This is a genomic window from Slackia equolifaciens, from assembly GCF_003725995.1.
GTDB lineage: Bacteria > Actinomycetota > Coriobacteriia > Coriobacteriales > Eggerthellaceae > Slackia > Slackia equolifaciens.
Map to the genome: position 1 here is coordinate 23199 of NZ_QIBX01000021.1, position 12717 is coordinate 35915.

Annotated in this window: 10 protein-coding genes; 7 read left to right on the plus strand and 3 right to left on the minus strand. The window is 61.5% G+C overall.

The features are described 5' to 3' along the window. Window positions 1-46: 46 nt before the first annotated feature. A complete protein-coding gene (locus DMP06_RS09865) occupies window positions 47-937 on the plus strand; it encodes a LysR family transcriptional regulator (protein WP_123209573.1) in 891 nt (296 codons plus the stop codon). A gap of 141 nt (window positions 938-1078) precedes the next feature. Here DMP06_RS09865 and DMP06_RS09870 read toward each other — a convergent pair whose 3' ends face one another. Continuing rightward, the gene (locus DMP06_RS09870) at window positions 1079-1441 is read right to left on the minus strand and encodes a hypothetical protein (protein WP_123209574.1); all 363 of its coding nucleotides are present in this window, start codon (window positions 1439-1441) and stop codon (window positions 1079-1081) included. 175 nt (window positions 1442-1616) lie between these two features. Here DMP06_RS09870 and DMP06_RS09875 point away from each other — a divergent pair, with 175 nt between their 5' ends. Further along, entirely contained in the window at window positions 1617-3062 is a 1446-nt protein-coding gene (locus DMP06_RS09875) for a C69 family dipeptidase (protein WP_161957899.1), read from the plus strand. Between the two features lie 187 nt (window positions 3063-3249). Further along, window positions 3250-6261 carry a hypothetical protein gene (locus DMP06_RS09880; RefSeq protein WP_123209576.1) on the plus strand — a complete coding sequence of 1004 codons (3012 nt, stop codon included), beginning with the start codon at window positions 3250-3252 and terminating at the stop codon, window positions 6259-6261. 168 nt (window positions 6262-6429) lie between these two features. Here DMP06_RS09880 and DMP06_RS09885 read toward each other — a convergent pair whose 3' ends face one another. After that, entirely contained in the window at window positions 6430-7743 is a 1314-nt protein-coding gene (locus DMP06_RS09885) for a glycosyltransferase family 2 protein (protein WP_123209577.1), read from the minus strand. A gap of 204 nt (window positions 7744-7947) precedes the next feature. Then, window positions 7948-8742: a ComF family protein gene (locus tag DMP06_RS09890; RefSeq protein WP_161957900.1), complete on the minus strand. Its 795-nt coding sequence runs from the start codon at window positions 8740-8742 to the stop codon at window positions 7948-7950. Between the two features lie 765 nt (window positions 8743-9507). On the opposite strand from DMP06_RS09890, the gene DMP06_RS09895 reads away from it, so the two are divergent. The 4 genes from DMP06_RS09895 to DMP06_RS11465 all read left to right on the plus strand — a co-directional run bounded on the left by DMP06_RS09895 (window position 9508) and on the right by DMP06_RS11465 (window position 12642). Beyond that, window positions 9508-10509, plus strand: a complete 1002-nt coding sequence (locus tag DMP06_RS09895; protein WP_123209579.1) for a substrate-binding periplasmic protein — start codon at window positions 9508-9510, stop codon at window positions 10507-10509. Window positions 10510-10627: 118 nt separating this feature from the next. Further along, window positions 10628-11404 (plus strand): ABC transporter ATP-binding protein, encoded by a 777-nt coding sequence (locus DMP06_RS09900; protein ID WP_123209580.1) that lies wholly within the window; start codon window positions 10628-10630, stop codon window positions 11402-11404. 13 nt (window positions 11405-11417) lie between these two features. Next, window positions 11418-12344, plus strand: a complete 927-nt coding sequence (locus DMP06_RS09905) for a SufB/SufD family protein (protein ID WP_123209581.1) — start codon at window positions 11418-11420, stop codon at window positions 12342-12344. A gap of 139 nt (window positions 12345-12483) precedes the next feature. After that, window positions 12484-12642, plus strand: coding sequence for a hypothetical protein (locus tag DMP06_RS11465; RefSeq protein WP_161957901.1), 159 nt, complete (start codon window positions 12484-12486; stop codon window positions 12640-12642). The last annotated feature ends 75 nt before the right edge of the window (window positions 12643-12717 follow it).

The window sequence follows — 12717 nt, forward strand, 5'->3', positions numbered from 1 at the left end:
GCAGGAGTGAGGGGCCGCGCGCAAAAGCCGTGTTCAGGAGGGGAACATGGATTCGAAGGTGTTCAGATATGTGGTCGCTCTGGCGGAAACGAGCAGTTATTCGCAGGCGGCTAAAGAGCTCTACATCACGCCGCAGGGTCTCGCGAATTCGATCAAGCGCCTGGAGACATCCGTGGGTGTGCCGCTGTTCAAGGCCGGCCGAGAAGGCGTGGCGTTAACGCAGTACGGACGTGTGGTATGTGAGTTCGCGAAGGGCTACGAGCGCGAGTTTCGCCTGATGATGGATGAAATCGATAAGCTCAAAAAGACGGAGTCGAAAACCATTTCGCTCTCTGTCTCCACGGGGCTGTTCAACGATTTCTCTCGAGAAGACATTCTGGGTTTTAACGACTGCTCCAAAACGGGCGCGAAAGTCGAACTTGGCAGAACGCAGCCGGACCATTTTTGCGAAGAGGCGCTACTGAACAAAGCGTGCGATTTCGCGCTGCTCAACAGCCCGGTCACAAACGCTTCGTTCCTGTCCATTCCGTTGCATAAAGACATGCAGTTTCTCTGGGTGCCTGAAGACTCTCCGCTTGCCGCCAAAGAGGAGGTGGAGTGCGCTGATTTTGCAGGAGCCGATCTCGTATGCCTGGAACGAAGCGAGTATGTCTCAACGGAAGCGTATGCGGATATGCTCCGCGAGCCGCCTTATTCGTGCAATCTGTACTTCGTTGACGAAATGATCGAAGTGCTCGAGATTTCCATGTGCCGTGGCGCGTATGGAATCGTGCCACGGCCTCACGTTTTAGCCTTTCTCGGCAACGGATATGTTGGCGTTCCGATCAGAGACATCACGCGAGGGTGCTCTGTCGCGTATCGCCGCGACAGGGAGCTTAGTTCTTGGGACGAGGATTTCTTGGCGTATCTCAGCACGCTCGCGACGTTTTATTGCTGAGGCTCAGCTGTCCCGTGCGGGGCGGGCTTCCACGTTTCTTTGTCCCGATGCGTCTGTATGCGGTATCGATTCGCTTTTTGCGAAGTGCGATTCCCTCAGGCTCTCGCATCAAAGGGGATTCACGCTTTTCCCGGCGCGGCGCTATTTCTTTCGCGGTCCCTTCGTTGCGCGCCCGGTGAGCTTCCACCGATAATTGGGGTTGTGCTTGAGGAAGCGCCAGCGGCAAACGAACGTAATGCCAAGGCATATGAGCGTGGTGACGAGCAGGGTGATGAAGAAGTCTGCCACGAACGCGTTGCCCTCGAGCCACGCGTATAACGTGGCAAGCACGAAGAGGATAGAGAGCGCCGCATTAAGGACAATGAAGCACTTGATGAGCACTTCTTTGGCCTTGGCGGGCGTATAGCGCCACGAGACGATAACGTAGATGGCCACGGCGATGACGGCGAGAATCACCACGAGAGGCAAGGCGCGATAGAGACGTGCGACTATGAATGCCGGCATAGGGAATCCTTCCGACCGGTTTCGAGCTTTTGCTCATCATAGCGCAATGCGGCGTTTTGCGCGAAAGGCGTATCGGTGAGAAACGATGCGTATGACGCGATATAATCGCCGCAATTATTCGAATCAGAGGCGCAGCGGGTTTTATGGCGCATGCGTATGCGGAAAGGCGGTTTACATGGGCATCGAAGGCAAGCGGTCGTGCACGTCGGTTCTGGTGGGGCGAGCCGCCACGCGCGACGGATCAGTGATAATCGCGCGCAACGAGGACAACACCACGCCGAATCTCGCTAAAAACTTTCGTGTGGTGGCGGCGGGCGAGCGCGATGGGCAAACGCTCGAATCGCCCGAAACGGGCTTTACGTTCACCATGTCGGAAGGCGGCATGCGCTATACCGCCATGCCCGATGCCGACACGTCGGGCGGCCTCTACGAGGAGGCGGGCGTCAATTCGGCACATGTTGCCATGTCGGCCACCGAAAGCGCCTACGCGAACGACCTCGTGCTGGCATTCGACCCGTTCGTCGAAGACGGTCTGGCGGAGGACGCGATGCTCACCGCGGTGCTTCCCTATGTGCGTTCGGCGCGCGAGGGCGTGCGCCGCCTGGGGGACATCGTGGAAGAGCGGGGCTCCGCCGAGGCGAACGGGGTGCTGTTCGCCGACCGCTCCGAGGCGTGGTACATGGAAATCGCGACGGGGCACCACTGGGTCGCCCAGCGCATACCGGACGACTGCTACGCCGTCGTGGCCAACCAGATTTCCATCCAGGAGGTGGACTTCGAAAGCGATGGATTCATGTGGTCGCAGGGGATTCGCGAGTTCGTGGACGGCAACGCCCTCAACCCGCGTCCCGGGTCGTTCGACTTCCGCAGGATCTTCGGCACCGCCACCGAACAGGACCTCCATTACAACACCCCGCGCGTGTGGTATGGGCAGAAGGTCCTCACGCCGAGCGCCGTCCAAAGCCCCGAGGACTTCGATTTGCCGTTCATCCGCCGCGCCGATTTCAAGATCGGGGTGGAGGACGTGGCGCGCGTGCTGTCGAGCCATTTCGACCTCACGGAATTCGACCCCATCGGACGGCGGGGCGACGCGAAAAGCCGCGCCCGCTACCGCGCCATCGCCCTGTCCCGGACGCAGGAGTCCCACATCATCCAGATGCCGCCGCTTTCCGAAGGGGATGCGGCGGGGGAGGGCCCGTCCCCCGTATGCTGGACGGCGGTGGGCACGCCCGGCTTCTCGCCCTACCTGCCGCTTTTCACCGACGTGGGCAGCCTGCCGGCGTGCCTCGACGGGGCCCATTGCACCGAGCCCGATTTCGAGAACGCCTACTGGCTTTTCCGTTCGCTCCAGGCGCTCTCCGACGCCCGCTACGGGGTGACCGAGCGCATCGTCCAGGCGTATTGCTCCGAGCAGCGCAGGAAGATGCACGCCCATCTTTCGAAGGCGCGTGCGCTCGAGTCGTCCCTGAGCCTGAAGGAGGAGCGCGAGATCTACCTCGGCCGCGCCAACGAGCGGCTTCTGGAGGACGCGATGTCGGATGCCCGCGCGCAGCTCGGCCGGCTCATGAAAGCCTTGGCGCAGGCGTCTCCGCTCTCCTACACGATGGATTCGAATCTGTAGGGCGGATGTGTCCTGGCGTCCCGGGTGCGATCGGATGTCCCCGGATGCGCTGGATTGCGCTTCGTTCCGCTACGATTGTGCGCGAAGAAAGCCTCTGTTTCATGGGATAATGCAACTTTGAAAGCAAGGAAGAATATCGAAGGACGTCGAAGGACACCGATTTGCTCAAGAGACGAGGAGGCCCTTCATGAAATGGCGGATAGCAGGTTTGTTTTTTGCGCTGGCCGTGTGCCTGTGCGCGCTGCCCGCTCCGGCGCTGGCAGCGAAAAGCGTTCCATATATCGATGGGGACGGGAACTCCAAAACGATTTTCGAGGCTACGGAAATCACGAGCGAGCACACCCAGTTGACCCAAGGCTGGTATGTGGTGTATGGCGATGTCACTATTTCCGAGCGCATTGAAGTTACGGGCGACGATCCCACAACGTGCTATGTGAGCCTGATTTTGGCGGACGGGTGCACCCTTACTGCAAGCAAGGGTATCGGGGTGGAAGAGGGGGCCAGCCTCTTTATCTACGGACAGTCCGAGGACGAGGGCACGATGGGGAAGCTCTATGCGAGCAGTTCCAGTAGTGACGCCGCCATCGGAGGGGATTTCAATTTATATTCTCACACCAACGGCCCCATCACCATCAACGGAGGAAGGATCGAAGCTCGATCCTCCGGCTCCGGATCTGCCATCGGCGGCGGATGGAACGCCCCGGGCGGCCCTGTGGCCATTAACGATGGCGTTGTCAGTGCGTACGCAACTGGCGACGGTGCCGCCATCGGCGGAGGTTCGAATGCGTACGGCTACGGCAGAGGCGGTACGGTGGAGATCGCCGGCGGCAGCGTCACCGCAATCAGCGCCAAAGGTGCCGCCATCGGCGGCGGCGAGGGCAATTCCGACCACGGCACGCTCACGATCGCTCCGAAAAAAAGCAGGGCAATTTTCGCGAGCTCGGGCGACGACGCGGAGCACGCTAGGGCGCTTGCCGGCTCTCCCTTCATGTCGGGCACATCTGTCCAGGTGCCGATCGATGAGATGGGAAGGAAATATTTCTCCTGCAGCACCACAAAGCTTCTGTCCGTTTCCCATCTCGACGAGAACGGCGTCGAGCGGACCAGGACCGATTGCTTGCCGGTTGTTGCGGGCGACGAGCAATGGAAAGACGGCTGGTATGCGGTCGATTCAAACGTGAGCGTCGAGAGGCGCATCGTCGTCGATGGCGATGTGAACCTGATTTTAACCGACGGAAAGGCGTTGAACGTCAAGGGCGGCATCGAGGTGGCAAAGGGCAACAGCCTCACCATCTACGCCCAATCCACGGATGAAGCCACGATGGGCTCGCTGACAGCCACGACGAGGAACTCGGGCTTCGCCGACTGCGCCGCTATCGGCGGAAGCGCTGCGGAGGACACCGCGGATGCGGGAACGATCGCGATTCACGGCGGGGCGGTCACGGCCGACAATGCGGGGGGATACTCGCGAGCGGCGGGCATCGGCGGAGGTTTTTGGAACCCCGACGGCAGCGCCGACAAGGCCGACGTCGGAAAGGGCGGCACGGTCACCGTCACCGGCGGCGTCGTCACGGCGTTCGGCGGATGGAACGCCGCGGGCATCGGCGGCGGCCAGCAAAGCGACGGCGGAAGTCTCGCCGTCACCGGCGGTGTCGTCAACGTGACGGGTGGCAAGTTCTTCGGCGCGGCGATCGGAGGCGGAGAGGGAGGCGACGGCGGAACCGTCTTGGTCGAGGGCGGCGTCGTCACTGCGACCACCGTCTATGGCTCGGACAGCGTCAGCGATGCCGCCGCAATCGGCGGTGGGGGCAATACCGATGGACTCGCGGCGGGAAACGGCGCTGACGTCACCATCACCGGCGGCACCGTCATCGCTCAAACGTACGAAGGGGTAAGCGCCGTCGGGGCTGGTAGGAGTTTGGCGTCTACCGGCAAGACCGATCCGGGTACTCTCAAAATCTCGCCTGCTCAGGGCCAGGTTATCGCGGTCGTCGCGGGCGCGGACGAGAAGGGCGCCGCGTCGGTCGACGGCTCCCCGTTTACTGCCGAGCAGCAGATCGTCGACCTGGTTCAGAGCGCGTCGTACTTCCGCTGCGCGAGCGGTGGCATCGATGACGTCACGCGCATCTCTGCGCAGCCCAAGGGCGCGACGGTCGATGAAGGGAGCGCCGCTACCTTTGAGGTTTCCGCTAGCGGGACGGGCACGCTCTCCTATCGGTGGCAGCAGCGCTCGGGCGCTGATGGGGAGTGGACGGATATCGAGGGCGCGAACGGCGCGTCATATACCACGCCCGCGACGACGGCGGACATGGACGGCATGCAATTCCGCTGTGTCGTCACGGGCGGGCTCGGCATAGCCGCGAGCGATCCCGCGACCCTGACCGTTATCGCCAAACCCGTCTTCAAGATTTCCCTCGATCCGGTTGACGTGGATTTCGGCAAGATTGTCGAGGGCTCGCTCCAGGGGCAGGTCCAGCCTGTGACGGTCACGATTTCCAATACGGGCAACCGGCCTCTTGAGATCCAGGTGCCTCAGTCGGAGGCGTTCGAACTTGAGCTCGAGGCGTCATCGGGCCAGCTGGATCCCGGCGATGCGGTCGAGATTTCGATCGTGCCCAAGGACGGCCTTGATGCGGGCGCATACAGCGAGAGGGTCGTCATCTCCGGCGTCAACGGACAAAGCACCGCCACCGCGGCCCTCGAGCTCTCCGCTTCCGTGGTGCATGACCTGGCCAAGGTCGAGGCGAAGCCCGCGACCTGTACTGATGACGGTTACGATGAGTATTGGGCCTGCGAGGCCTGCGACAAGGTCTTCGGCGACGCCGACGGTGTGGAGGAAATCAAGCTCGAGGACTTCGTGATTCCCTCCATCGGGCACGTTTGGGGCGAGGACGGCCGCTGCACGGTGTGCGGCGCGCTGGACCCCGACTTCGCTCCCGATCCCGGCGATGACGGCGACGGCGATACCGATCCGTCCGACCAGTCCGGCGACGATGGCGATAACGATTCGAATCCGTCCGACCAGGCGGACGGCGACGGCCAAAAGGATTCTTCCGCCGCAGGCAACGTCGATGGAGACAAGAGATCGCTCGGCGAGACGGGCGACGGATTAATGCTCCCGGCGATGGTGCTTTGCGCGCTCGCCGCAGCATCCATCGCAGCAGGGGCGTTCGCGTCAAGGAGGCTGCGCCGCCAATAGGGCGGGCATAATGTCCGAAACGTCGATGGGGGGCCTTTTCGCCCCCCCCATCTTGTTCACGGGTCATCAACCCAGCTGGGCGCGCGTAGCGCGAGACAGAAAACCACCCGCTATGCGAGTGGTTTTGATTTGTGCCCGCCTTGGCTTGTGCCTATCTTGTTTGCGGGATTACTTCGTCTTCTGGGAGGCCTTGCTCATCTCTTCGACGTCGACCGAGATGGTGTGGCTGATGGGCTTCCACTTGGCCTTCTTCACCAGCGCCACCAGCGCGATGGGGATGTAGGTGAGCATGAAGAACGGGAACGTGAACATATATTTGATCTTCTTGCCCGTAGTGGAATGGATGTTGTCCCACTCGGTGAACGTGGTGAGTACGCCGAACACGAACATGAATAGGCAGTAATTGAACATGCAGAAGAACAGCGACGAAAGCGAGCTTGTAATGCCGGATCCGAGCGACATGTAGCCCAGCGAGGCGAGCACCACGATGGTGGCGTTGAACCCGATGGAAATGATGGTGAGCAGCATCGCGGGCGATACGGTCATAAGCATGTCGTAGCAGGCGAACTTCGCGCCTTTGGGGTTTTTGAAGATGCCCTTGAGCAGCTTGAATGAATAATGCCAAAATACCTGGTAGAAGCCCTTTGCCCAGCGGAAGCGCTGATTCCACGAGTCTTTGAACGTGATGGGCTGCTCGTCGTAGAGCATGGCGGTGGGGCAGTAGGCGATGCGTCCTCCGTCGATGATGGTCTGGGTGGAGAATTCGATGTCTTCGGTGAGCAGGTGCCATTTCCAGCCGCCGTGTTTGGCGAGCACCTCGGCGCTGATGAAGAATCCCGTGCCGGAAACCGCGCAGCTGGTGTTGAGCGTGAGGCGCGCCTGGCTCAGGTATTTGGCCTCGCGCAAAAACCATACGGCATAGCCGGCGGAAATCCAGTTGCTGCCGTAGTTTTTGGAGTTGCGGTAGCTGGTGGAGGCGATGGCGCCGCCGTCGAACACTTTGTTCATCTCGCGGAAGTAATTCACGTCGAGCACGTTGTCGGCGTCGAACACGAAGTATGCCTCGTAACCGTTGTGCCCGTATTGCTCCTGGATGAGCTTGTAGCCGTAGTCGAGCGCGTACCCCTTGCCGATGAGCTCCTTGTTGTAGCGCACGAACACGTCGGTAGCGCCCGCGCCGCGTGCCACTTCCGCCGTATTGTCGGTGCAGTTGTCGGCGATCACGAAGATGTCGATGAGCTCCTGCGGGTAGTTTTGCACGCGAATGCTGTGGATGAGGTCGGCAATGACCTGGTTCTCGTTGCGCGCTGAAATCATGACCGCGTAGCGATGGTTGGCCTTGGCCTCCTGCTTGGGAGGCTTTTTGATCAGCACCACGAACACATAGAAGAACTGGTAGCAGTAGCAAAGGGTAAACGCGAGAAAAACGCCCATGTTGAAGGCGTCGACGAACGTAAGCTGCGAAAAGAGCTGGTCGAACATCGTGGTCTCCTTACGGGCATTCTCGGTCGGTTGATGGCTAAACGCTCCAAGTATAGGTAAAGCCTCGGTACGCTCGCTAGCTTTCGTTGCTAAACGGATACAAAATGCAGACGTACGCCACAAGCGGCTTCGTGCCGCGGTCGCTACACGCGCGCCATCGCAAGCCACCGGGCGTGCATCCCGCGGGCTTGATGGCGATGGCCGCTACACGCGCGCCACCACGAGGCTTTTGCAGGCGCATCCGGCGGCTTCAAGGGCGCTGCAGGCGTCATCCATGGTGGCGCCCGTGGTGAGCACGTCATCTATCACGATGGCGCGGCTCACAGGCGGGGGTGCGGCAATGCGGAATCTGCCCTCTATGTTCGACTTTCGCTCTCTGCGGCCCAGCGTGCGCTGGTCTTTCGCGTGGGGCTCGGCAAGCAGGCGCATGCAGGGAATGCCCCATTGCGCCGCGAGCTCCCGGGCTACAAGCTCCATGTGGTCAAAGCCACGACGCCTGCGGGCCGCTTTCGTGGCGGTGACGAAGGTCACGCATTGAGCCCATGAGCGCCATGAGGGAGGAGCGCTGCGGCAGACGAGTGCGGCAAGATGCGCGGCAAGGCGCTGCTCGCCCTTGTCTTTGAACGTTTTGACGAGCGTTGCGGTGCGATTGGTGTAGCGAAGGGCCCCGATACACAGGCGCGTATCGCGGCGTTCGGGCTCAGGCTCGCGGGCTTCGAAGGGGCTGGTCACGCCGAACGAATGACGGGCGAACGGATCCTCCGTCCCTGTCTGCGTTTGGGTAAGGATGCGCTCTGCGGCGCAATGGTCGCACTGGATGCGCCCCCACGGGGCGCCGCACAGAGGGCACGCCTGCCAGTAGTCGATGAAGTCGAGCGTCCGGGCGCAGCTGTCGCAGAGCACCTCCCCGGGCCGGTCGCACAGCGCGCAGCGCGTGGGCCACAGCGTTTCCGCGATGGCGTCAAGCGCAAGGCGCGTATATGAAGCCTGTCCAACCATGGGCGTTCCTCGCAAGGCGACTGCTGCGTATTGCTTTTTCGGGCGCCGACCTCGCGCATGGGGCATGCGAAAGTCGGCGACGGCACCATGCTGCACCGAGGGCGATGCGCTTGCTTCGATGCCTGCTTCGAGTATAGGTCGCAAATCTTGCCGAACCCTTGCCGCCGGCTGCGTCGCGCCTGCCCGCGCTTCATGCGGAAATCGCCTGCATCGCTTTTCGTAACCTTGCGCGAACGTCTCCGCTTACGGGGAAAAAGATGCGGAGGCTCCCTCTGCGTTTTCGCAAAACCTTGCCCGAACCTTGCGAAAGTTCCCTCCGATTGTCGCCAGAATCTTGCCGGAGCGGTCAAGCGGTTGCGTTATCGAGGTTTGTCGACGACGTGTCAGCGCGGCGCATCCGATTCGCGTCGCCTGCAAATCTGCTAAACTGTGCCCCGAACTTCTTTCGGGTCTGTAGTTGCGGGGGCGCCAGACGCCCCTCAGTCCAAGGCAGATGCGGTCGAAAGGACCCACGTAAGCGCGTTCACGCGCCATGCCGTACGCCCCGTCACGTGGCGGAACACGGCGGCATGCGGATGCGTGCGCACGAGCATGGCGTATCCTAGAAGTAAGACGCACCCTCCGGCGATTTCTTGCGGCACCACGCCGCACCGGGGGAGAGGGCGGCGCGGGCTCATCCGCAAAACCCCGGTGCGCGGGTGTGGGGGCAAAGACTAGGTCAGCCGGAAGAGGAACAACCGAAACCTTGAGAAGAGGGAGCACATCATGAAGCATCGCGCTTCTGTTCTGGCGGCTCTCGCATGCGCGTTTTGCCTTGCGATGGGTCTCGCCGGCTGCAGCGGGCAGTCGGAAGAATACACGCCCGCACTGAAGGACGCCACGGTGTCGTCGCCGGTCATTGGCGAAGACGGCACGCTGCGCGTAGGCGTGACGGGCGAGGAGAGCGCTCCGTTCACGTTGTCGTCGAACGGCGAAGTGGTGGGCCTCGACGTCGATATGGCCGCCGCCATCGCCGACCAGATGGGCCTCAAGCTGCAGATCGTCAACGTGGAATCCGATGGCGAGACGGCTATCGCCAACGGCGAGATCGATATCCTTATGAGCCAGGTGTCCGACAGCACTTCGTCGCTGTGGCTCTCCGACCCGTACGTTCCTACGGCAATCGCCCTGTTCGCCGGGTCTGATGTAACCGACGTGCCCACCCGCGAGAGCGCTCCGCTGATTGCGGCGCAGGGCTCTTCCACCAGCGCCTGGGCCGTGAGCACCGCTTATGGCGACAGCTGCTTGGTGTCGAGCGGCGATTTGATGTCGGCGTTCTCCTCCGTTGAGGAAGGCCAGGCGCAATACGTCGCGGCCGATGCGGTCATCGGCACGTACGCCGCGCTGTATCAGAACGTAGACATGCACCCCATCGCTCTCTTTGAGCAGCCGGGCGGCTACTGCATCGGCGTATCGTCCGAAAACACCGATCTTCAGCAGGCGGTTACCGATGCGCTTTCGGCTATCACCTCGGGCGGAATCGCCGATGTGATCAGCACGAAGTGGCTGGGCACCGCGCTCGATCTCTCGTCGCTGCCCGTCGTCGAGAGCGCGACGACGCAGCCGAACGATTCCGAGGCGCCTCAGGATGGGGATGCCGATGCCGAGTCGGGTACCGGGACGGATGCCGAAGGCGATGCGGCCGCGGGCGATCAGAGCGCCAGCGGTGATGAGGGTGACGGCTCCGAAGCCGGCTCGAACGCTGTTGTTCCGGGGCAGGCCGCATAGGCGCAATTATGGATTTTCGTGAAGGGGCGCGGGGCTTTTCGATATGCCTCGCGTCCCTTTGCATTAAATGCTATCATCGCGGTAACAATTAGAAGCGAAGCTTACGAAGGGCGGAATCATGCTTGAACTGAAGAACATCGTGTTCGAGGTTCCCGTCGACGAGCACTCCTCGAAGACGAAGCGAATCATCGACGACCTCTCGCTCACCATCGAAGACGGCAAATTCACCGTCATCACCGGCCCGAACGGCGGCGGCAAATCCACGCTTGCCAAGCTCATCATGGGCATAGAGCAGCCTACGTCGGGCACCATCCTGTTCAATGGGGAGGACGTCACGCACGCCTCCATCACCGAGCGCGCCAACCTGGGCATCGGCTACGGCTTCCAGCAGCCTGCGCGCTTCAAGGGCATGAAGGTGAAGAAGCTGCTGGAGCTGGCAGCGGGCAAGCGTCTTCCTGCGCTGCAATGCAACGAGTACCTCTCCAAGGTGGGCCTGTGCTCGGCCGCCTATCTCACGCGCGAAGTGGACAAAAGCCTCTCCGGCGGCGAGGTGAAGCGCATCGAAATTGCCACTATGCTGGCGCGCGACCCGAAGCTCGCCATCTATGACGAGCCCGAAGCGGGAATCGACCTGTGGAGCTTTGACCGTCTTACCGAAACGTTCCGCGATATTCACGAGGCGCGCGACGATCGCTCCATCGTGATCATCTCGCATCAGGAGCGCATCATTCAGCTGGCTGACGACATCGTGTGCCTGCGTGACGGCCGCATCGAAGACGCCGGTCCTCGCGACGAGATCATGCCCAAACTCGGCTTGGCCGACCGCGCGCAGTTCGGCTGCACGCTCACCACGCCCACCGAACTGCACCTGACCAAGATCCCCACCACCTGCTAGAGATAGGACAATCATGGCAGAACTCACCGCAATTGACGAAGAGCTGCTCGCGCAGATCGCCGACCTCCATGGCATGCCGCGCGGCGCGTTCAACATTCGCAAAGACGGCCAGCTTGTGGAGCGCAGCTCCAGCGCGAACATCGACATCGAGGCGTTCACCGACAAGCAGGGCATCAAGATAACCGTCGCCCCGGGCACCAAGGGCGAGACGGTGCACATTCCCGTGATCATGACCAAGGCGGGCATCACCGATGTGGTGTACAACGATTTCCATATCGGCGACGGAGCCGATGTGGTCATCGTTGCGGGCTGCGGCATCCACAACTCCGGCGACGAGGCCACCGAGCACGACGGCATCCATAGCTTCTGGCTGGGCAAGGGCTCGCGCGTGCGCTATGTGGAAAAGCACTACGGCGAAGGCGAGGGCACAGGCGAGCGCATCCTCAATCCCACCACCAACGTCTATATGGATGAGGATTCGTTCTGCGAGATGGAAATGACCCAGCTCAAGGGCGTCTCATCCACCGAGCGCGAGACCAACTGCGAGCTTGCCGCGGGCGCCAAGCTCATCCTCACCGAGAAGCTGCTCACCCATGGCAAGCAAACCGCCATCTCCAATATGGACATTCGTCTCAAAGGCGAAGGGTCTAACGTCCAGGTCATTTCCCGAAGCGTCGCGCAGGATGATTCCTATCAGGTGTTCAATCCGCTCGTCGTTGGCGAGGCGGCGTGCCACGGCCATGTGCAGTGCGATGCCATCATCATGGGTAACGCCAAGGTGAAGGCCATTCCCGGCATCGAGGCCGCAAGCGAGGACGCCCAGCTCATCCACGAGGCCGCCATCGGCAAGATCGCCGGTGACCAGATCGTCAAGCTCATGACCCTCGGCATGTCCGAGGAGGAGGCCGAGCAGGAGATTCTCAACGACTTCCTCAGCTAGGTCGGCTTGTCGGTCGACGCAGCGGTTTCGCGCTGCGCCTTCGCGCCATTAACACCTATGGAAACTCTACGGCATGGCCCGCTTCGGCGGGCTTTGCTCGTATAATAGGGCGGTTACAACAATTCGAGAAGGGACACGCATGGCCGAAGATCGTGACGGCTACCGTCAGCAAACCGAGGAGGACCTCCAGAACATCCCTCCGATGAGCACCATGCAAAAGGCCATCCTCGCCATTGCGGGAATCGGCGTGGCGTGCGCGGTGGTCTATATCGTTCTCGTCACCGTGGGCATCATCTAGAACCGCGTCGTGCGCCGTATCGCAACGACGCCTCTATCATGCTAAAGGTGGCCAGGTCATGCCTCGGCCCCATGG

Bases quoted from the DNA above. Each gene is read 5' to 3' on its own strand.
- DMP06_RS09875 (WP_161957899.1), top strand. From the start codon at position 1,617: ATGGGCATCGAAGGCAAGCGGTCGTGCACGTCGGTTCTGGTGGGGCGA.
- DMP06_RS11465 (WP_161957901.1), top strand. From the start codon at position 12,484: ATGGCCGAAGATCGTGACGGCTACCGTCAGCAAACCGAGGAGGACCTC.
- DMP06_RS09905 (WP_123209581.1), top strand. From the start codon at position 11,418: ATGGCAGAACTCACCGCAATTGACGAAGAGCTGCTCGCGCAGATCGCC.
- DMP06_RS09890 (WP_161957900.1), bottom strand. From the start codon at position 8,742: ATGGTTGGACAGGCTTCATATACGCGCCTTGCGCTTGACGCCATCGCG.
- DMP06_RS09885 (WP_123209577.1), bottom strand. From the start codon at position 7,743: ATGTTCGACCAGCTCTTTTCGCAGCTTACGTTCGTCGACGCCTTCAAC.
- DMP06_RS09880 (WP_123209576.1), top strand. From the start codon at position 3,250: ATGAAATGGCGGATAGCAGGTTTGTTTTTTGCGCTGGCCGTGTGCCTG.
- DMP06_RS09900 (WP_123209580.1), top strand. From the start codon at position 10,628: ATGCTTGAACTGAAGAACATCGTGTTCGAGGTTCCCGTCGACGAGCAC.
- DMP06_RS09870 (WP_123209574.1), bottom strand. From the start codon at position 1,441: ATGCCGGCATTCATAGTCGCACGTCTCTATCGCGCCTTGCCTCTCGTG.
- DMP06_RS09865 (WP_123209573.1), top strand. From the start codon at position 47: ATGGATTCGAAGGTGTTCAGATATGTGGTCGCTCTGGCGGAAACGAGC.
- DMP06_RS09895 (WP_123209579.1), top strand. From the start codon at position 9,508: ATGAAGCATCGCGCTTCTGTTCTGGCGGCTCTCGCATGCGCGTTTTGC.